The sequence below is a fragment of the Aeromonas media genome, assembly GCF_020423125.1.
GTDB lineage: Bacteria > Pseudomonadota > Gammaproteobacteria > Enterobacterales > Aeromonadaceae > Aeromonas > Aeromonas media.
The window spans coordinates 3587031-3606077 of record NZ_CP075564.1 but is presented as its reverse complement, the minus strand read 5'-3'; the positions used below and the strand labels follow the sequence as shown (position 1 = coordinate 3606077).

Annotated in this window: 17 protein-coding genes; 9 read left to right on the top strand and 8 right to left on the bottom strand. The window is 61.1% G+C overall.

Features of this window, described 5'->3' with window-relative positions; genetic code table 11:
* The first annotated feature begins 6 nt into the window (after positions 1–6).
* The 3 genes from hflK to KI797_RS16575 all read left to right on the top strand — a co-directional run bounded on the left by hflK (position 7) and on the right by KI797_RS16575 (position 2317).
* Positions 7–1155, top strand: coding sequence for an FtsH protease activity modulator HflK (gene hflK, locus KI797_RS16585; RefSeq protein ID WP_041206349.1), 1149 nt, complete (start codon positions 7–9; stop codon positions 1153–1155).
* Positions 1156–1158: 3 nt separating this feature from the next.
* On the top strand, positions 1159–2043 hold the full coding sequence (gene hflC / locus KI797_RS16580; protein ID WP_041206348.1) for a protease modulator HflC: 885 nt from the start codon (positions 1159–1161) through the stop codon (positions 2041–2043).
* An 85-nt stretch (positions 2044–2128) separates the two neighbouring features.
* Positions 2129–2317 carry a DUF2065 domain-containing protein gene (locus tag KI797_RS16575; RefSeq protein WP_005327246.1) on the top strand — a complete coding sequence of 63 codons (189 nt, stop codon included), beginning with the start codon at positions 2129–2131 and terminating at the stop codon, positions 2315–2317.
* A 92-nt stretch (positions 2318–2409) separates the two neighbouring features.
* Here KI797_RS16575 and ispB read toward each other — a convergent pair whose 3' ends face one another.
* Positions 2410–3381, bottom strand: a complete 972-nt coding sequence (gene ispB / locus KI797_RS16570) for an octaprenyl diphosphate synthase (protein WP_226170180.1) — start codon at positions 3379–3381, stop codon at positions 2410–2412.
* 242 nt (positions 3382–3623) lie between these two features.
* On the opposite strand from ispB, the gene rplU reads away from it, so the two are divergent.
* The 4 genes from rplU (at position 3624) to KI797_RS16550 (ending at position 7344) form a co-directional block, all read left to right on the top strand.
* Positions 3624–3935, top strand: coding sequence for a 50S ribosomal protein L21 (gene rplU / locus KI797_RS16565; RefSeq protein ID WP_005304210.1), 312 nt, complete (start codon positions 3624–3626; stop codon positions 3933–3935).
* Between the two features lie 17 nt (positions 3936–3952).
* On the top strand, positions 3953–4210 hold the full coding sequence (gene rpmA / locus KI797_RS16560) for a 50S ribosomal protein L27 (RefSeq protein WP_005911261.1): 258 nt from the start codon (positions 3953–3955) through the stop codon (positions 4208–4210).
* 189 nt (positions 4211–4399) lie between these two features.
* Positions 4400–5605, top strand: a complete 1206-nt coding sequence (cgtA, locus tag KI797_RS16555; RefSeq protein WP_218409651.1) for an Obg family GTPase CgtA — start codon at positions 4400–4402, stop codon at positions 5603–5605.
* A gap of 368 nt (positions 5606–5973) precedes the next feature.
* Positions 5974–7344 carry a YjiH family protein gene (locus tag KI797_RS16550; protein WP_043130455.1) on the top strand — a complete coding sequence of 457 codons (1371 nt, stop codon included), beginning with the start codon at positions 5974–5976 and terminating at the stop codon, positions 7342–7344.
* Between the two features lie 72 nt (positions 7345–7416).
* Here KI797_RS16550 and KI797_RS16545 read toward each other — a convergent pair whose 3' ends face one another.
* A complete protein-coding gene (locus KI797_RS16545; RefSeq protein WP_226170178.1) occupies positions 7417–10302 on the bottom strand; it encodes an HD domain-containing phosphohydrolase in 2886 nt (961 codons plus the stop codon).
* Between the two features lie 231 nt (positions 10303–10533).
* Between KI797_RS16545 and KI797_RS16540 the strand changes: the two genes are divergently transcribed.
* Both KI797_RS16540 and KI797_RS16535 read left to right on the top strand, forming a co-directional pair.
* Entirely contained in the window at positions 10534–11523 is a 990-nt protein-coding gene (locus KI797_RS16540) for a luciferase-like monooxygenase (protein WP_226170176.1), read from the top strand.
* Between the two features lie 171 nt (positions 11524–11694).
* Positions 11695–12180, top strand: coding sequence for a 2TM domain-containing protein (locus tag KI797_RS16535; protein WP_226170173.1), 486 nt, complete (start codon positions 11695–11697; stop codon positions 12178–12180).
* A gap of 66 nt (positions 12181–12246) precedes the next feature.
* Here the strand turns inward: KI797_RS16535 and KI797_RS16530 are convergent, their stop codons facing one another.
* From KI797_RS16530 to lptD, 6 genes are read right to left on the bottom strand one after another with little or no spacing between them, the layout of a single operon-like run.
* Complete coding sequence (locus tag KI797_RS16530) at positions 12247–13068, bottom strand: symmetrical bis(5'-nucleosyl)-tetraphosphatase (protein WP_005327236.1); 822 nt, start codon at positions 13066–13068, stop codon at positions 12247–12249.
* 6 nt (positions 13069–13074) lie between these two features.
* A complete protein-coding gene (gene apaG / locus KI797_RS16525) occupies positions 13075–13437 on the bottom strand; it encodes a Co2+/Mg2+ efflux protein ApaG (protein ID WP_171272523.1) in 363 nt (120 codons plus the stop codon).
* 4 nt (positions 13438–13441) lie between these two features.
* Complete coding sequence (gene rsmA, locus KI797_RS16520; RefSeq protein WP_226170171.1) at positions 13442–14269, bottom strand: 16S rRNA (adenine(1518)-N(6)/adenine(1519)-N(6))-dimethyltransferase RsmA; 828 nt, start codon at positions 14267–14269, stop codon at positions 13442–13444.
* Complete coding sequence (gene pdxA / locus KI797_RS16515) at positions 14259–15254, bottom strand: 4-hydroxythreonine-4-phosphate dehydrogenase PdxA (RefSeq protein WP_043130574.1); 996 nt, start codon at positions 15252–15254, stop codon at positions 14259–14261. Before pdxA ends, rsmA begins: the two co-directional genes overlap by 11 nt.
* Before the next feature lie 14 nt (positions 15255–15268).
* Positions 15269–16561: a peptidylprolyl isomerase SurA gene (gene surA, locus KI797_RS16510; RefSeq protein ID WP_043130437.1), complete on the bottom strand. Its 1293-nt coding sequence runs from the start codon at positions 16559–16561 to the stop codon at positions 15269–15271.
* A gap of 30 nt (positions 16562–16591) precedes the next feature.
* Positions 16592–19024, bottom strand: a complete 2433-nt coding sequence (gene lptD / locus KI797_RS16505) for an LPS assembly protein LptD (protein WP_226170169.1) — start codon at positions 19022–19024, stop codon at positions 16592–16594.
* Positions 19025–19047: the final 23 nt, after the last annotated feature.

Sequence of the window (19047 nt, the reverse complement as noted above, 5' to 3'; positions counted from 1 at the left end):
ACGCTGATGGCTTGGAATGAGCCTGGTAACAACGGCAAAGACCGTGACCCTTGGGGGAACAACGGCAAGAATCAGGGACCCCCTGATCTGGATGAGATGCTGCGCAAGGTGAGCCGTCGTTTCGGTGGCCTGTTCGGTGGTGGCAAATCGGGCGGTGACGTAGGCAAGTTTGGCCTCTCCATCGCTTTGGTGGTGGCCGTGGTGGTGTGGGTCGTCAGCGGCTTCTACACCATCCGTGAAGCCGAGCGGGGCGTGGTACTGCGTTTTGGGGAGTACTCCCACAACGTGGATCCGGGCCTGCGCTGGAAGCCGACCTTCATCGATCGGGTGATCCCGGTGGATGTGGAATCGGTGCGCTCCCTGCCTGCCTCCGGTTTCATGCTGACCCAGGACGAGAACGTGGTGCGGGTCGAGATGGACGTGCAGTACCGCGTGGTCGATCCCGAGCAGTATCTGTTCAGCGTCACCAACGCCGACGAGAGTCTGAGCCAGGCCACCGACAGCGCCCTGCGCTACGTGGTGGGTCACACCAAGATGGATGATGTCCTGACCACGGGTCGGGAAAAAGTCCGTCAGGAGACCTGGCAGGTGATCGATGGCATCATCGAGCCCTATCAGATGGGCTTGCAGATCGTCGACGTCAACTTCCTGCCGGCGCGTCCGCCGGAAGAGGTAAAAGACGCTTTCGATGACGCCATCTCCGCCCAGGAAGATGAGCAACGCTTCATCCGTGAAGCGGAAGCCTATGCCCGTGAAGTCGAGCCCAAGGCCCGTGGTCAGGTCAAGCGTCTGGAACAGGAAGCCGAAGGCTACAAGTCCCAGATCGTGCTGAAGGCCAAGGGTGAAGTCGCCCGCTTCAACGAGCTGTTGCCCCAGTATCAGTCCGCCCCCGAGTTGACTCGCGAGCGTATCTACCTGGAAACCATGGAAGAGCTCTATCAGCAAGCCAACAAGGTGCTGGTGGACATGCCTGCTGGCAACAACAGCATGATCTATCTGCCGCTCGACAAGCTGTCCGGCAAGGCCAATGCCGCGCAACCGGCGCGTCCGGCGGGCACACCTGCGGTGGAGCCGGCCCAGCCGTCCAACGAAGGGGCGAATTCCACACCGACCCCGCTGCGTGGCGGTGACCGTTTCAGCACAGGGAGAAACTGATAGATGAAAAAGCTAGCTATTGGTGTCATCGCTGTGGCCGCCATGGTCTGCTTCTCTTCCGTCTTCATCATCGATGAAGGGCAGAAGGGAATCGTGGTGCAGTTTGGCAAGGTGAAGCGGGTTGACTCCGGCGAGCCGCGGCTCTATGAGCCGGGCCTGCACTTCAAGGTGCCGCTCATCGATCAGGTTCGCAAGATGGATGCCCGCATCCAGACCCTGGAAGGTCAGGCGGATCGCTTCGTCACCTCCGAGAAGAAAGACCTCATCATCGACTCCTACGTGAAGTGGAAGATCGAGGACTTCTCCAAGTACTACCTGGCGACCGGTGGTGGCAACAAGATCCAGGCCGAAGACCTGCTCAAGCGCAAGATCAACAACGGTCTGCGTTCCGAGATCGGTAACCGCACCATCAAGGACATCGTCTCCGGTGAGCGTAGTACCGTGATGGAAGATGCCCTGATGAAGATGGCGCGCTCCTCCGAGCTCGGCATCAAGGTGGTGGATGTGCGGATCAAGCAGATCAACCTGCCGGTGGAAGTCTCCAGCTCCATCTATCAGCGGATGCGTGCCGAGCGGACTGCCGTCGCCCGTGAACACCGCTCCCAGGGCCGCGAGCAGGCCGAGATCCTGCGTGCCGACATCGACCGCAAGGTCACCGTCATGATCGCCGACGCCGAGAGTAATGCGCGTCAGCTGCGTGGGGAAGGGGATGCCGAAGCCGCCAAGATCTATGCCGACAGCTACAAGAAGGATCCCGAGTTCTTCAGCTTCGTGCGCAGCATGGAGGCCTATCGCAAGAGCTTCGCCGGTGGCAACGACCTCATGGTCTTGAAGCCTGACAGCGAGTTCTTCCGCTACCTCAAGTCACCTCATGGTGACAAGCAGTAAGCAGGCATAGCGCCATAACCCAAAGGGCCTGATGATTCAGGCCCTTTTGCTTGATGAGACAAGGGCCCAGAGGGCAGGAGGAGTCATGCTGACAGCCATCTTGATAGGAGTGGGGCTGTTGCTGCTGTTCGAGGGGCTGGGCCCCTTGCTGGCGCCGAGGGTCTGGCAGCGGATGCTGAGACTGATGAGCGATCAGCCGCCGGAGCAGCTGCGGCGCATCGGCGGCTGCCTGGTGGTGGCGGGGGCTGTGATCCTCTGGGCACTATCCCATTGAGCGGTCAAGACAGCACTGATGCCTCAGAGCAAAGCGCAGACCATAAAAAAGAGGCCACAGGCCTCTTTTTTCTTGGATGCTGACACGCTGGCTCAGGCGCTGCGCTGTACCGCCATCTGGGCCAGGGTCTCCAGCGCCTGCCTGTGCTGGGAGTCCGGCAGGATGGCGAGGGCGGCGATGGCCTTGTCGGCCTCTTCCCGTGCGCGTTGACGGGCATACTCGAGGGCACCGGTGCGGTCCAGAATGGCCAGGATGCGCTCGAGATGCTCCATGCCGTTACGGTGCTCGATGGCGTCACGGATGAGTTGACGCTCCTCCGGGGTGCCCACGGCCATGGCGCGCAGCAGCGGCAGGGTAGGCTTGCCTTCGGCCAGATCGTCGCCGACGTTCTTGCCCATCTCGTCGCTCTGGGAGCAGTAGTCCATGACGTCGTCGATGATCTGGAATGCGGTACCCAGGTACTTGCCGTAGTCGGTCATGGCCTGCTCGACGGGCTCGGTCTGATGGGTCAGCACGGCGGCGAGGCGGGTGGCGGCTTCAAACAGCTTGGCGGTCTTGCAGTAGATGACCGTCATGTAGCTCTCTTCCGTGGTGTCCGGATCGTTGCAGTTCATCAACTGCAGCACCTCCCCCTCGGCGATGGTGTTGGTGGCATCCGACAGGATCTCCATCACCCGCAGGTTGGAGAGTTCGCTCATCATCTGGAAGGAGCGACTGTAGAGGTAGTCACCGACGAGGACGCTGGCGGCGTTACCGAACAGCGCATTGGCGGTCTCCCGGCCGCGGCGCAGGTCGGATTCGTCGACCACGTCGTCGTGCAGCAGGGTAGAGGTATGAATGAATTCTATGATGGCGGCGAGCTTGAGATGATCCTGACCTTCGTATCCCAATGCGCGGGCGGCCATCACTGTCAGCATGGGGCGCATCCGTTTCCCGCCTGCACTGACAATATAGAAACCCAGCTGGTTGATCAGGCTGACATCGGACTGAAGTCTCGCCAGGATCAGTTCATTGACCGCCGTCATGTCGGCGGCACAGAGCGCACGGATAGTCTGTTGGTCCATAAGTCTCGTAACGTGACGGCAGCAATTACTGCGTTTTTAGCAATGGCGGGGATTCTACACGATTTCACAATGGGTTACAGTTAAGCGTTTATTCACGGCGGCAGATATGCGCACAAAATAAACTTTTTGCTAAATTGGCCTTGCCTAGGCAAATCGTTCTGCGTAGAATGCCGGCCCATTGTTATAGGTTTTTGCGCGTGTCTGGCCTTGAGCAAAAGACACGCCTTTACGGAGTTAATCAAATGTACGCGGTATTCCAAAGCGGCGGAAAACAACACCGTGTGGCCGAAGGTCAAATCGTTCGTCTGGAAAAGCTGAACGTTGAGACTGGCGCTACCATCGACTTCAACGAAGTTCTGATGGTTGCTGCAGGCGACACTTTTAAAGTAGGTGCTCCTTTCGTTGAAGGTGGCAAGGTTGTAGCTGAAGTTGTGGCTCACGGCCGTGGCGAGAAAGTGACTATCGTCAAGTTCCGTCGTCGTAAGCACCATCGTAAGCAAGCGGGCCACCGTCAGTGGTTCACTGAAGTCAAAATCACTGGCATCAGCGCTTAATTAGAGGAGTCCGATAAATGGCACATAAAAAAGCTGGCGGTTCATCCCGCAACGGTCGCGATTCTGAAGCTAAACGCCTTGGCGTTAAGCGTTTCGGCGGCGAAACAGTTCTGGCAGGCAGCATCATCGTTCGTCAGCGTGGCACCAAGTTCCACCCTGGCACCAACGTTGGCCTGGGTACCGACCACACTCTGTTCGCTACTGCGACCGGTAAAGTGTTGTTCGAAGTTAAAGGTCCGCAGAATCGTAAGTACGTCAGCATCGTTGCTGAGTAATTACGGACCGCAAGGATCCGAAGCCCCGCCAACCTGGCGGGGCTTTTGTTTTTCTGATGAGTTTGACGAAAAAACGGCACGCGGATGAGCCGGCGCAGACGGGCCTCATCGGCCAGATGCGTCTCGCCCGAAGGGGCCTGTACCACTATAATTGCGTATCGGTTTTTCGAATTAAGGTGACGGTTACCTATGAAGTTTGTTGATGAAGTCCAGATTCGAGTCGATGCCGGTGACGGTGGTAACGGTTGTGTGAGCTTTCGCCGTGAGAAGTACATCCCGAACGGCGGCCCGGACGGCGGTGACGGCGGTGACGGTGGCGATGTCTATCTGATTGCCGATGAGAACCTGAACACCCTGATCGACTACCGTTTCGAGCGTTTCCATGCCGCCGAGCGTGGCGAGAACGGTCAGAGCGCCAACTGTACCGGCCGACGCGGCAAGGATCGCACCCTGCGCGTCCCGGTCGGTACCCGCGCCAGCGATGAAGATACCGGTGAACTGCTGGGGGATCTGACTACCCACGGCCAGAAGCTGCTGGTCGCCAAGGGCGGCTTCCACGGCCTTGGCAACACCCGTTTCAAGAGCTCGGTCAACCGTGCCCCCTATCAGAAGAGCAACGGCACCCCGGGTGAAGTGCGTACCCTGAAGCTGGAACTGCTGCTGCTGGCTGACGTCGGCATGCTGGGCCTGCCCAACGCAGGCAAGTCCACCTTCATTCGCGCCGTCTCTGCTGCTCGCCCGAAGGTGGCTGACTATCCCTTCACTACTCTGGTGCCGAACCTGGGCGTGGTACGTGGGGAGAATTCCCGTTCCTTCGTCATCGCCGATATCCCGGGTCTGATCGAAGGCGCTGCCGAAGGTGCCGGCCTCGGTATCCGCTTCCTCAAGCACCTCGAGCGTTGCCGTGTGCTGATCCATCTGGTGGACATCTGCCCGGTCGATGGTTCCGATCCGGCCGAAAATGCCGTGACCATAGTCCGGGAGCTGGAGAAATACAGCCCCGAGCTGGCAGGCAAGCCGCGCTGGCTGGTGTTCAACAAGATGGATCTGATCCTGGAAGAAGAAGCTCAGGAAGTGATGGATCGCGTCAAGGCCGCGCTGGCCTACGAAGGCCCTGTCTACCAGATCACCGCCATCAGCAAGGAAGGCACCAAGAAGGTCTGCTACGACATCCTGGATCTGCTGGACACCATGCCCCGTCAGCTGGAAGCCGATGCCAAGGCCGCCATCGAGAAGGTCGAGTTCAAGTGGGACGATTACCACAAGAACCAGCTGGCCCAGGCGGAGGCGGAAGCCCTGGCGGCCTCCAAGGCCTTCGATGACGCTCTGGACGATGACGACGACTGGGATGACGAAGATGACGACGGTGTCGAAGTGATCTACGTCCGCGACTGAGACTCTCTTTCGTGACAAGACCGGAGCCCCGACAGGCTCCGGTTTTTTTATGGGAGGATCGACGGGATCACCTTATAGATATATTTCTCATGCCACTTATTGCCTGCCAACCGCAACGGATTATACTGCGCCCCTGAACGTAACCTGTATGAAACATTATGCTAACCTGTTGAATTGAATTGATATGCATGATTGTTTTGGTTTGTTCTTATGGATGGTTTGCCTGATAAAATATTTATGCTTGAAATAATCCATTAAAAGCTTGTTTGTGCAGTTTTTTGGGTTATTCTTGCGCCCGTTTGCCGGGCGAGGGCATGAATATGCAGGCGGCCTGGCTGAAGGAAAAGTCACATTTAAGGCTGTCTATCATGTTGGAAAAGACCCTGCAGGCACCGGCGATCCATACTCGCCGCAATGTGCTGATGTTTTTGATCCCGTCGCTCATCGGGATCCTGCTGTTCATGACCCCCGTCATCTATGACGGCAATGTCACCATCCCCGTCGCCGTGCTGGCGAAGCTGGTACAGACGGTGTTCGCCGACTATCTGGTGGCCATGGTCAGCGCCATCATTACTACTACCATGCTGATGACCTTGATCGCCTGGTTGTTCAAGCCGGCGATCCTGGTGAGACGCCCCTTCCTCAACAGCCTGTTCAACGTCTCCCCCTTCTGGGCCTGCGTGCGGGTACTGGGGGGCCTCTTCGTGCTGTTGACCTTCTTCGAGGCCGGTCCCGAAGTGCTGCGTTCCGGGGCGACCGGCGGTCTGGTGCTGCACGATCTGCTGCCGGTACTGTTCTCCGTCTTCATCTTCGCCGGCTTGCTGCTGCCGCTACTGCTGGACTTCGGTCTGCTGGAGTTTGTCGGCACCATGATGACCCGCATCATGCGCCCGGTGTTCCGCTTGCCTGGTCGCTCCGCAGTGGATTGCTTCGCCTCCTGGCTCGGGGATGGCAGTGTCGGCATCCTGCTTACCAGCAAGCAGTACGAGGGCAAGTTCTACACCCAGCGTGAAGCGGCCGTCATCGGTACCACCTTCTCTGCGGTCTCCATCACCTTCTGTCTGGTGGTGATCTCCCAGGTGAAGCTGGAACACATGTTCGTTCCCTTCTACCTGACCGTCTGCCTGGCCGGCGTGGTCGCCGCCATAGTGGTGCCGCGCTTGCCGCCGCTCTCCTGGAAGAAGGATGTCTACAGCGACGGTACTCCCCTGTGCCGCAAGCAGGAGGCTATCCCCCACCAGCACAGCGTGCTGAGTTATGGCTATCAGCGTGCCCTGACCAAGGCCGACAGCATGACGGACCTCGGCGCCGTGGCGCGGGAAGGGGTGAAGAATGCCCTGGATATGGTGTTCGGCGTGTTGCCGGTGGTGATGGCGATCGGGACCTGTGCCCTGATGCTGGCGGAGCACACCCCCATCTTCAACTGGCTGGGCGCGCCCTTCGTCCCCTTGCTGGAGCTGCTGCAACTGCCGGAGGCCGAGGCGGCGTCCAAGACCATCATGGTGGGCTTCGCCGACATGTTCATCCCGGCTGTGCTGGCTTCAACCATAGAGAGCGACATCACCCGCTTCGTGATCGCCGCCATGTCGGTGACCCAGCTCATCTATATGTCGGAAGTGGGCGCCCTGCTGCTGGGCAGCAAGATCCCGGTCAAGCTGTGGGAACTGTTCGTCATCTTCCTGCTGCGTACCCTGGTGACACTGCCGGTGATCGCCGGTGTGGCGCACCTGCTGTTCTAAGGGGCAGCCTGGAGATAAAAAAACGGTCAACTTCGGTTGACCGTTTTTTTATGGGCGCTTGGCGGATAGCGGCTAATGCGGTTCCGCCAGCAGGGCCTGGCAGGCCGCCTCGTCCAGCTGCTCGGGGGCGAGGAAGCGCAGGGCATAGTCCCGCCAGACCCCGCTGTCGATGAACAGGGTGAACAGTGCCGGGTCTATGTGCTGCTCCTGCACCATCTTCTGCATGATGGTCAGGGACTGGGAGACCGTCTTGCCCGATTTGTAGGGACGATCGCTCGCGGTCAGGGCCTCGAAGATGTCGGCGATGGCCATGATGCGGGCGGGAATGCTCATCTGCTCACCCTGTAACTGGCGCGGGTAGCCGGTGCCGTCCATCCGCTCGTGGTGGCCCCCTGCGATCTCCGGCACCTTGCGCAGGTGACGGGGAAAGGGGAGCTTCTCCAGCATGCGGATGGTCTGGATGATGTGATCGTTGATCTTGTAGCGCTCCTCCTCGGTGAGGGTGCCACGGCCGATGGCGAGGTTGTAATGTTCCCCCCGGTTGTAGAGATGGGCGGGGACCCTGACCTTGAAGCCCCAGGGATTGTGCCTGGTCAGGTTGTCGTGGGGGGGGCGGGGAATGAGGTGCACCGGCTTGTCGGCCAGCAGCGACTCGCGGCAGGGCAGGGGAGCCGCCTCCCCGGGATGGCGCTTTAGCTCCTCCGGGCTGACGCCTAGGCGATCATCCAGGGTGCGCAGCCAGGTGCGGCTGGCGATGGCATCGAGCCGCGCCAGTTTTTCCGGTGCCATCCACTCGCCCCCCAGGTTGCACTCGGCGACGAAGGCGAACTCCTGATCCAGCATCTGCCAGGTCGGGGTCACTGCCTCGAGGGCTGCCTGCCGATCGGAGGCGGGCAGCCGGGCCGCCAGCGCTTCTATATGGGCGTCGCGCTTGAGCACCTCGAAACGGGTGCGGATCTCGTGGATCCTGTCGTAGATGGTCTCCAGCTTGGTGGCCTTGTCCACCACGAACTCTGGTGTGGTGACCTTGCCGCAGTCGTGCAGCCAGCTCGCGATATGGATGGCCTCCCACTCCTCGTCGCTGAGGGTGAAGTCGCCAAAGGGGCCCTGCTGCTGGGCGCAGGCCGCCTCCGTCAACATGCGGGTCAGTTCGGGCACTCGCTGGCAGTGGCCTCCGGTATAGGGACTCTTGGCGTCGATGGCACCGGCGATAAGCTCGATGAAGGCCTCCAGCAACTGCTTTTGCTCCTCCAGCAGGCGCTGATTCTCGATGGCGGAGGCGGACATGCCCGCCAGCGCCTCGATGAGGCTGATGCGTGACGCCAGCTCCCGCGGTGCGCAGTCCGGCAAGATCAGCAGCAGGCAGCCGATAAGCTCCTGGCGGTGGTTGTAGAGGGGCTCGGCCAGTAGTTGGCGGGGGCCGGGGAAGGGGCCCCAGTCGGCCAGGCAGTGCGACCACTGCTCGGCATTAAGGGGCAGGCTGAGTCGCTCTGTATGATAGAGGCCGCCGAGCAGGGACTCCTGCCAGTGCAACTGTTCACAGTCCAGGGGCTGCCGTTGCCAGATGGCCTGAACCGCCTTCATCTGCTTCTCCTGGGCTAGATAGAGGCTGCCCCCCTCAGCCTGGGCCGCCGCCACCGTCTCGTGCAGGATGCGGCTGAGCAGGGAGTCGAAGCGGTGTTCGGCCGCCAGCGCCAGACCCATGTTCATGAAATTGCCGAGGGTCAGTCGCATGCTGGACATGGCGCGGGCGAGATCGTCTATCTCGCGGATCGCCGAGTCTGGCCGCTTGCTCTCGCCGAAGTCGAAGTGCTGGATCCGTTCGGCCTCTTGCGTCAGCGCCAGCAAGGGGGCGGCGGTGCGTCTCGCCACCAGCCAGATGATGGGCAGCAGCAGCAGCAGACCGGCACATGCCCAGGCCAGATTGCGCAGGGCGTCGTGGCGGGCCGGTGCGGTGAGTTCGTCCGTCGGTACCAGCAGGGCCAGGTAGAAGGGAGACCCCTCGTCGAGGGCGGAGAGGTTGACCAGCCAGTCGCGGCCATCCTCGGCAGTCAGCGTCAGCTCGGTTGGCTCGTGCAGCAGGGTGGGTCTGGATGCCATCTCCTGTTGCAACTTGGTCAGTATGGGTTGCTTGAGCGCCGACAACATGGGCAGCCGGCTCAGTTGATCGAAGCTGGGCAGCCGTTTGGGATCCGTTGTCAGCAGGGTTCCGACTTCGTCGAACATCACCAGCTGGCAATAGCTGGGCAGAGGCAGCTCGCCGATGAGGGAGGAAAGCCCCTCCACACCGGCATCCAGCCCGATCACCGCCCGGCGATCGTCGCTCTCCACCGCCAGCGTCATGCCAGGCTCTCTGGTGGTGAAGAAGAGATAGGGGTGGGTCACTATGATGCCCGTGCCCCAGCGCGCCTCCTTGTACCAGCCACGGTCGCGCGGATCGAAGCGATAGTCCGGCATGGGCCGCCGCTCCAGCAGTCGCAGCCGCTGGTCGAAATAGAGGAACTCTCCCCGGCCCTGACTCAGGCTCTGTACCAGCAGGTGGCTCCCGGGAGGGGGGCTGTCCAGCAATCCCCTGGCCCGCTCGGTCAACTTGCGCACCAGGAAGAAGTCGCCGTTCTCGTAACCGGCATAGATGGCACCATAGCTGGCGCTGTTGGCCAGCACCTCGGCCAGTTGGGGCAGGTAGCCGAGGCGGGATTCCAGGCTGGTCATGGCGGCCAGCTGGCCACTGCGCAGCAGGCTGAGCGACATGCGAGCCGGGCGCTGGTTCAACTTGATGGCAAGCGCGAGCTGTTCCCTGTACTGCTGGAAGCTCTGTCGCTCGTGCGCCAACCCCTGCTGCATGCCCTGCTGAAACTGCAACATGATGAGGGCGCCCCCCAGCACGGAGAACAGCAGAATGAAGAGGGTGGCAATGTGCACGTAAAAGGGTTTGCTGCCGAGGCTTGTTTTTGTCATGGACCTGTCCTTGTCCTGCGGGCGCACCCCGCGATGATCTGCTAAACAGTGTGCTCGCAAGATGACAAAAAGCATAGGAGGTGAGGGGGGAAGCGGCCCTCTATCTTCAGGGGCGCACCCTCGCCGGCACGGACGGGGCGCCTCACCGACAACCGGGTTGCGTGATTCATTCAGATATCTCATGCTACATTGCTCCACTGATGAATCGCCTTTGAATCAATGGAGTGTCCCATGCCTGTCGTTCCCTATTCCGTCCTGGATCTGGTGCCCGTCCCCGAAGGTAGCCTGCCGGCCGAGTCGTTTCGTCATTCGCAGGATCTGGCCCGGCATGCCGAGCGCTGGGGCTATCACCGCTACTGGCTGGCGGAACATCACAACATGCCGGGGATCGCCAGTGCCGCCACCGCCGTGCTCATCGGCCATCTGGCCGGCGCCACCAGCACCCTGCGGCTGGGGGCCGGCGGCATCATGCTGCCGAACCACTCGCCCCTGGTGATCGCCGAGCAGTTCGGCACGCTGGCCTCTCTCTACCCGGATCGGATCGATCTCGGTCTCGGTCGTGCGCCCGGCACCGATCAACGCACCATGCAGGCGCTGCGTCGTCAGCGCGGCGGCGAGGTGGATGATTTTCCTGCGGACGTGCGTGAGCTGATGGGTTACTTCGGTGACGAGGTGGGCGCCGTGCAGGCGGTACCTGGCCAAGGGCTGCATGTGCCGATCTGGTTGCTGGGCTCCAGCCTCTACAGCGCCCAGCTGGCGGCCGCCATGGGGTTGCCGTTCGGTTTTGCCTCTCACTTTGCACCCGGTCTGCTGTTGCAGGCACTGGAGATTTACCGTACTCAGTTCCGCCCTTCCGCGCGCTGGCCCAAGCCTTATGCGGTGGTCTGCATCAACGTGATCGCTGCCGACACGACCCGGGAGGCCCGTTTCCTGTTCACCACGCTTCAGCAGCAGTTCCTGCGCCTCTATCGGGGGGATGCCGGCAAGCTGCCGCTGCCGGTGGAGAATCTGGGGGAGCAGTGGTCACCCCGGGAGCTGATGGCGATGGAGCAGACCCTGGCCCGCTCCCTGGTGGGGGATCCGGATCAGGTACGTCACGGTCTCAAGGCCTTGCTGGCCGAAACCGGGGCCGACGAGCTGATGTTCAACGGGCCCATCGTCGATCATCAGGCCAGGCTGCGTTCCTTCGAGATCGCCGCCAAGCTGATGCAGAGCCTGTGACAATCTGGTCGGGCGCACCGATCTGCGCGCACGGGGGCTGACAAAAATCCAATTTTTTATTTCAACTTATTGATTTTAAAGGATAGTCAGGTATATGTCGGCCCTCTGTCGTGTCACCTCTCGCCGCGCTGGCCCTATGCTGGCCCTGTCAATCACCACAAGGAGTTCGAGATGATCGTCAGGAAGTTGAGATTGCAACGGGGGTGGTCCCAGGATCAGTTGGCGACCCTGACTGGCCTGAGTGTCCGCACCATACAGCGGATCGAGCAGGGCCAGCAGCCCGGACTGGAATCCCTCAAGGCCCTGGCCTCCGTCTTTGAGCTCGATGTGACGCAACTGCAGGAGAGCGAGATGAAAGGGAACGAGACCGACAGTCAGGGGACGGTGCAGGTGGCCAAGGATGAGCGGGAGGCGATGAAGTTCGTCGAGGGGCTCAAAGGCTTCTACGGCCACCTCATCAGCTATGTGCTGGTGATATGGGGGCTGTTTGTCATCAACTACCTGAGCAACCCGGACTATATCTGGGCCTGGTGGCCCATGCTGGGCTGGGGGCTTGGCCTGATGTCCCATGCCATCAACCTGTTCCAGCCGTTCAGGCTGTTCGGGCCTGAATGGGAGCGGCGCCAGGTCGAGAAGCGGCTGGGGCGCAGGCTCTAGCCTGCGTGCTGACCAACGAAGAGGCCCGGCAATGCCGGGCCTCTTTATATCGCCAGCGTCTTTGTTTCACTTGGCATAGGCGGGGCAGGGGGTCGCTATCAGGGCATCGTCTTCATAGCGCCAGAGGGTGAGGCTGTTGCCCCACACGCAGCCGGTGTCCAGCCCCTTGATGTCCGCCTTGCCGGTGGCACCCATCAGTGCCGCCCAGTGGCCGAATACCAGGATGGGGTCGTCGTCGTGGTGCTCGCGCTGCTCGAACCAGGGGCGCAGGCCCGGGGTGGACTCTGTGGGTCCCTTCTTGCACTTGAAGTCGAGCCGGCCATCGAAGTAGCAGAAGCGCATCCGGGTGAAGGTGTTGATGATGTAGCGGTAGCGCTCTATCCCCTGCAGGTTTTCGTCCCAGCTATCGGGCTGGTCGCCATACATGTGGTGCAGCAGCCAGCTGTACTGATCGCCGCGCAGCAGCGTCTCCACTTCACGGGCACAACTGCGTGCCGTGTGGGCATCCCAGGCCGGAGAGAGTCCGGCATGGATCATCATGATGGGCAGATCCGGGTGCTCCGCCAGCAGGGGGCGGTGGCGCAGCCACTCCAGCAGCTCGTCCCGATCCGGGGCCTCCATCAGGGCCTGAAGCTTGTCTTTCTTCTTGAGAGGGGCGACCCCATGAGCCACCGCCAGCAAGTGCAGGTCGTGGTTGCCGAGCACGGTCACGGCGCGGCTCCCCAGTGACTTGACGAAGCGCAGGGTGTTGAGGGAATCCGGCCCGCGGGCGACCAGGTCGCCACACAGCCAGAGCGTGTCCTTGTCGGAGTCGAATTCGGCAAGATCCAGCAGACGGCGCAGATCGTCGTAACAGCCCTGGATATCACCGACGAAACAATTCGCCATGAAACCTCAGTTGATAATGTTGGGAACGGCCAGTGTGAAAGGGGCGATGGGGGCCTCGAATTGCTGCCCCGATTCGTCTTGCAGGGTATAACTGCCTTCCATCACGCCGAAGGGGGTGGCGAGCGGTACGCCACTCTGATAGCTGAAGGTCTCGCCGGGGGCGATGAAGGGCTGCTCGCCCACGACCCCCGGCCCTTCCACTTCCAGCATCTTGCCATTGGCATCCGTGATGAGCCAGCGCCGATGCAGCAGCTGTACCTTGCCCGGCCCCAGATTCTCTATCTCGATGAGATAGAGAAAATGGTAGGGATCCTCGGTGCCCGCCACATAGCTGGGGTGCGGGCGCACCACTATCCGGGTGGATGCCATGGGATCAGGCCTGCTGCTGATCGGCCAGCCAGTTGGCGATCATGACGAACTGCTCGAGGGAGAGGTTCTCCGGGCGCAGGTTGCCATCGATGCCAAGCTCGGTCAGCTGAGCGTCGGTGATGAAATTGGAGAAGCTGTTGCGGATGGTCTTGCGACGCTGGCCGAAGCCCTCTGTGCAGACCCGGCTCAGGCAGCGGAGGTCTTTCGCGACGATTGTCGGATTCTTGTGTGGCACCAGTCGCACCACGGCCGAGTCGACCTTGGGGGCTGGCTTGAAGGCAACTGGGCCCACTTCCAGCACCGGGATCACCTGGCAGTAGTACTGGACCATGACGCTCAGGCGGCCATAGGCCTTGCTGCCCGGGCCTGCGCACATCCGCAATACCACTTCCTTTTGCAGCATGAAGTGCATGTCCTCCACCCGATCGGCGAACTCGCACAGGTGGAAGATGAGCGGGGTGGAGATGTTGTAGGGCAGGTTGCCGAAGATGCGCAGGGGCGGTTTGCCTTCCCCCATCAGGGTGCCGAAGTCGAAGCGCATGGCATCGGCCTCGATCACCGTCAGCTTGTCCTTGAGGGTCGGGTGCTCGCGCAGGCGAGCCGCCAGATCCCGGTCAAGCTCGACCACCGTCATCTTGTCCATCTGGGAGGCGACCGGTTCGGTCAGTGCCGCCAGACCCGGGCCGATTTCCACCAGGTTCTGACCCGGCTGTGGATTGATGGCGGCGACGATCTGGTCGATCACATAGCGGTCGTGCAAGAAGTTCTGACCGAAACGCTTACGGGCCGTGTGGCCCATGTGCACCTTGTTGCTCTGCACCTTACTGCTCATATCTTTTTTTCTCTACCATCTGGATGGCGTGGTTAATCGCGGTGATCAGGCTCCCGGAGTCCGCCAGGCCCTTGCCTGCCAGATCCAGTGCGGTGCCGTGATCCACCGAAGTACGGATGAAAGGAAGTCCGAGGGTGATGTTGACCGAGTTGCCAAAGCCCTTGTATTTGAGCACCGGCAGCCCCTGGTCGTGGTACATGGCGAGTACCGCATCCGCATCCTTGAGGTATTTGTCCTGGAACAGGGTATCGGCCGGCAAGGGGCCGACCAGATCGATCCCTTCCTGGCGCAAGTCGGCCAGGGCAGGTTCGATCACGTCGATCTCTTCACGGCCGAGATGGCCCCCTTCCCCGGCGTGGGGGTTGAGGCCGCAGACGTAAATTCTGGGGTGTTCGATGCCGAATTTTCCCTTGAGATCCGCATCCAGGATGCGGATCACCTTGCCAAGGCGCTCCTGCGTGATGGCCATGGCCACATAGGCGAGGGGAATGTGGGTGGTCGCCAGCGCCACCCGCAGCCCTTCGGTGGCCAGCAGCATCACCACGTCGGCGGTGTCTGACTGCTGGGCGAAGAATTCGGTGTGACCGCTGAAAGAGACGCCCGCCTGGTTGATGATCCCTTTGTGCACCGGGCCGGTCACCACGGCGGCGAACTCGCCGCTCAGGTTGCCGTCACAGGCACGCTGCAGGGTGGCCAGCACATAGGCGCCATTGCCCTCGTCGAGTTCACCCGGCACCACGGGGGCGCCGAGGGGAACGGGACAGACCGTCAGGGTCCCCGCCCGCTGCCCCCTCACGGGGGCAGCGGCATCATAGGGTTCCAGTTCGATGGGCAGCCCCAGCAGGGCGGCGCGTTCGCGCAGCAGGGCGGGATCGGCGATCACCACCAGCTGGTGTGGCCAGTCCCGCTGGGCTATCTGCAGCACCAGGTCCGGGCCTATGCCGGCGGGCTCACCCGGGGTGATGGCAAGACGATGGCTGTTCATCTGCTCATCGGCCATTAATTGGGTTCGATCTGGATGTAGGCTTCGTCGCGCAGCTCATCCAACCAGGCCTGGGACTCTTCGGTGAAGCGGCGGTTGAAGATCAGCTGATAGGCACGCTGCTCCTGGGCCTTGCCGGTGGCATCCTGGCTGCGGCGATCTTCCAGCTGCACTATGTGCCAGCCGTGGGTGGTGCGGAAGGGCTCGCTGAGCTGACCCGGTTGCAGGCGGTTGACCATGTCGCGGAACTCCGGCACATAGACGTTGGGATCGGACCAGCCCAGCTCGCCACCCTGCACCGCAGAGCCCGGATCTTCGGAGTACTTCTCCGCCATGCTGGCGAAGCTCGCCTTGCCGCTCTTGATGTCGTGCAGAATGCCGTCCAGGGTGCCCTTGGCCTTCTCCTCGCTCAGGATGATGGAGGGCTTGATCAGGATGTGGCGCGCCTTCACCTCGGTCTGCATCACTTGCTGCTGACCCTTGGTGTCGAAGATCTTGACGATGTGCAGACCGGCGCCCGAGCGCAGCGGGCCGACGATGTCACCCTTGCTGGCACCCTGTACCGCTTCGGCCATCAGGGTCGGCATCTCCTGCGGGCTCATCCAGCCCCAGTCTCCCCCTTCCAGGGCCTTGGGACCGTTGCTCTCGGCGATGGCCAGCTTGCGGAAGTCCGCCCCCTCTTTCAGCGCGGCCAGGATGCGTTCAATCTTGGCCTTGGCGGCGTTGAGCTGCTCGGCATTCGGGTTGTCAGGCAGGGCAACCTGGATGTGACCGACGTGGTACTCGGTCTGTTGCTGACCCTGTTTGCTCAGGGCCTCGACCACCTGCTTCACCTCCTGCTCGGAGATGTTGATGCGGCGGCGGACCTGGCTGCGGCGCACCTCGTTCATCAGGATCTCGCGGCGCACCTCCTCCCGGTACTGGGCATAGGTCAGCCCTTCCCGTTCGAGCTGGGCACGCAGTTGATCCAGGGTCATCTTGTTGTCGGCGGCGATGCTCTGGATGGCCTGCTCCAACTGGGTGTCACTGATCTTGAGCCCCTGGCGATCCGCCAGTTGCAGTTGCAGGCTCTCCTGGATCAGGCGATCCAGCGCCTGCTTGCGCAGGGTGACGTCATCGGGCAGGGATTGGCCGCTCTCCTGGGCTGAGGCCTTCACCTTCTGCACCAGGGCTTCCTGCTGACTGGCCAGTACCACGTCCTTGTTGACCACGGCAAGCACCTTGTCCATCAGCTCGGGCGCGGCGAAGGCGCCCTGGCTCATGACTCCAAACAGGCCTGCGGTCAGCAGGGAAATCAACGTCTTCTTCATATCCATCTCTCAAGGCGTTTGCCAGACCCGTTATTGGTCTCGCAGGTTAAACGGACGAATGTAAGGCAGTGCTTCGGTATCCAGGGAGGTACCCTTGGAGCCGGTACCCACGCTACCCAATCCTTTCATTTCAAATTGAATGCCGAGGCTGCGCTCGGACGTCGGGGCCAGGTTCACGTTGTCCGGCGTATTGACCCACTCCAGGTTGAAGTTGATGCTCCAGCAGCAGGAGTCATATTTCAGACCCACCTTGCGGTCGACTTTGACGTTCTGGTCGAGCTCCTGATAGTAGCCGCCATAGAGGTGCCACTGATCGTTGAGCGGGGTGGTCAACAGCAAGCCGATCTGGTTGAGATCCGTCACCTCGCCCTTGCGGTCGAGGTCATAGTTGGCATCCCGCACGAAGCGGTGGTTCAACTGACTGATCAGCTTCTCATGGCGGTACTCCAGGGCGCTGTTGGCAGAGCTTATCTGGCGCTGCTCCACATCATATTGTGCTCCGGCATGGGCATACCACTGCTCGTTGATCTTGGCATCGCCCTCGAACGACAGCGGCGAGCGGGTATTGGTGCTCAGATTGTCGCTGGCGTAGAGCTTGACCCTGGGCGCCACGAAGTCGAAGGCTTGGGCAACGGCCAGCCGGATTCGTTCATCGCCAGCCGGATCATAGATGCGGGTAGTGACGCCAACAGAGAGCCGGTTGGAGTCGCTGATGCGGTCCAGGCCGGCGAAGCGGCGGTCGCTGAACAGGCTGTAATAGTCCTGGCGCATGGTGGTGGAGTCGTAGACGCCGATGTTGTCCTGATCCTTGTAGGGCACATAGAGGTACTGGAACTCGGGCTCCAGGGTCTGGCTGGCCCCTTCCCCGAACCACTGCTGGTCGCGCTCGAAGGTCATGCCGCCCTTGAGGCGGAACGAGGGCAGCACCCGGGTGATGATGCCCTCCTCCAGGGTGACGTCACCCCCGCCCTGAGGCGTGAATCGGTTGGTGAAGGTACTGCTCATGTCATCCGGCACCGTCTGATCGTAACGGGTGTACATCAGCTTGTACTGGCTGTCGAGGAAGTAACCCGCCTCGTCGATGAGCGGTATGGTCAGGGTGGGGGCCGTGTAGACCCGGGTGCCGGTGTAGGCGCTACCCTTGTTCTCCTCGATGGCCTGGTCGTTGTTGTAGCCGAAGTTGGTCAGCTCGGTGTTCCAGGCCAGATCGTACCAGCTGCCCTGCTGGTAGTAGTTGTGGTTGATGCGCGGCATCAGCTCGTGGGGTTGCTGGGCGCTGGCCAGCAGGATCTGGTAGGTCCGCACCTCGGCATTGAGGTTCCAGCTCTGCTGGTAGTAGCCGGCTTTCAGAGATTGCTGCAACTGGTTGTCGACCTGGGTCCCCACCTTGGGGGAGAAGTCGTTGAAGTAGTTGTAGTCCTGATCCCGCACCTTGGTATAGTCCACCGACACCCGCATGGCATTGTCCATGAACATGGAGGTGTGGCGGGCACTGAGCAGATAGCGGTGACCATCGGACAGGTGATCGTTGAGGCTGTCCGTCTCGTCGTACTGCTTGTCATCCGCCAGGTTTTCGAAATAGAGGGTGCCCACGTGGGCCGGATCCGGCATGTAGCGGAACTCGACCTGCTCCATCAGGCCCCGTCTGTCCATGAAGCGGGAGGTGATGGTAGCATCGTAGTTGGGGGCTATGTTCCAGTAGAACGGCTGGGTGATGTCCATGCCGTTCTTGGAGCTTTGGGTATAGCCCGGGTAGAGCAGACCGGTCTTGCGCTCATCCTTGATGGGGAAGTTGATATAAGGGAAATAGAAGACCGGATAATCATAGAGCCAGAGGCTGGCGTTCCAGGCTTCCCCGAACACTTCGGACTGATCGATGTCGATGCTGCCGGCCTTCAGGGTCCAGGCCTCCTGACCCGGGGGGCAGGTGGTGTACTGGGCCCCCTCCAGGGTGATGTTCTGGTTGTTGTTGGTCATGGTGACTTTTTCGGCGAAGCCGCGCACCGGTGAGCCATGAACCTGATACTTGCCCTCTTCCAGCTCGGAGTTCTTGGTGTCCAGGTTGGATTTGAGGGTCTTGTCGCTGGTGACCGTGATCTGGCCATCGTTGTAATAGATGTTGCCGATGGCAATGACATCCCGGCTCTTCTGATCAAGCTGGGCATAGTCGGAGTCAAATTTGCGCACGCCCTGACGCACCTTGACGTCACCTTCATAGACGGCAGTACCGCCCTGCTTGGCCTCCAGGCGATCGGCATCCACTTCGACGGGCTGGGCATTGGCGTCCTGATCCGCGCTGGGTTTCTCGATCTTGGGGACATAGTCATAGCAGAGGCTGTTGAGGATCCCGGTGGCCGGTGGCGCGTTGAGGGGCGCCGCCTGTACCGTGAGCGGGCTCAGGGCAGGAACAAGGCTGATGGTCAGGGCGATGGGATAAGAACACCCCAGTGTCCATTTTGTCATGTGAAGGGCTCGCGCAATCCGTA

Bases quoted from the DNA above. Each gene is read 5' to 3' on its own strand.
- hflK (WP_041206349.1), top strand. From the start codon at position 7: ATGGCTTGGAATGAGCCTGGTAACAACGGCAAAGACCGTGACCCTTGG.
- hflC (WP_041206348.1), top strand. From the start codon at position 1,159: ATGAAAAAGCTAGCTATTGGTGTCATCGCTGTGGCCGCCATGGTCTGC.
- KI797_RS16575 (WP_005327246.1), top strand. From the start codon at position 2,129: ATGCTGACAGCCATCTTGATAGGAGTGGGGCTGTTGCTGCTGTTCGAG.
- ispB (WP_226170180.1), bottom strand. From the start codon at position 3,381: ATGGACCAACAGACTATCCGTGCGCTCTGTGCCGCCGACATGACGGCG.
- rplU (WP_005304210.1), top strand. From the start codon at position 3,624: ATGTACGCGGTATTCCAAAGCGGCGGAAAACAACACCGTGTGGCCGAA.
- rpmA (WP_005911261.1), top strand. From the start codon at position 3,953: ATGGCACATAAAAAAGCTGGCGGTTCATCCCGCAACGGTCGCGATTCT.
- cgtA (WP_218409651.1), top strand. From the start codon at position 4,400: ATGAAGTTTGTTGATGAAGTCCAGATTCGAGTCGATGCCGGTGACGGT.
- KI797_RS16550 (WP_043130455.1), top strand. From the start codon at position 5,974: ATGTTGGAAAAGACCCTGCAGGCACCGGCGATCCATACTCGCCGCAAT.
- KI797_RS16545 (WP_226170178.1), bottom strand. From the start codon at position 10,302: ATGACAAAAACAAGCCTCGGCAGCAAACCCTTTTACGTGCACATTGCC.
- KI797_RS16540 (WP_226170176.1), top strand. From the start codon at position 10,534: ATGCCTGTCGTTCCCTATTCCGTCCTGGATCTGGTGCCCGTCCCCGAA.
- KI797_RS16535 (WP_226170173.1), top strand. From the start codon at position 11,695: ATGATCGTCAGGAAGTTGAGATTGCAACGGGGGTGGTCCCAGGATCAG.
- KI797_RS16530 (WP_005327236.1), bottom strand. From the start codon at position 13,068: ATGGCGAATTGTTTCGTCGGTGATATCCAGGGCTGTTACGACGATCTG.
- apaG (WP_171272523.1), bottom strand. From the start codon at position 13,437: ATGGCATCCACCCGGATAGTGGTGCGCCCGCACCCCAGCTATGTGGCG.
- rsmA (WP_226170171.1), bottom strand. From the start codon at position 14,269: ATGAGCAGTAAGGTGCAGAGCAACAAGGTGCACATGGGCCACACGGCC.
- pdxA (WP_043130574.1), bottom strand. From the start codon at position 15,254: ATGAACAGCCATCGTCTTGCCATCACCCCGGGTGAGCCCGCCGGCATA.
- surA (WP_043130437.1), bottom strand. From the start codon at position 16,561: ATGAAGAAGACGTTGATTTCCCTGCTGACCGCAGGCCTGTTTGGAGTC.
- lptD (WP_226170169.1), bottom strand. From the start codon at position 19,024: ATGACAAAATGGACACTGGGGTGTTCTTATCCCATCGCCCTGACCATC.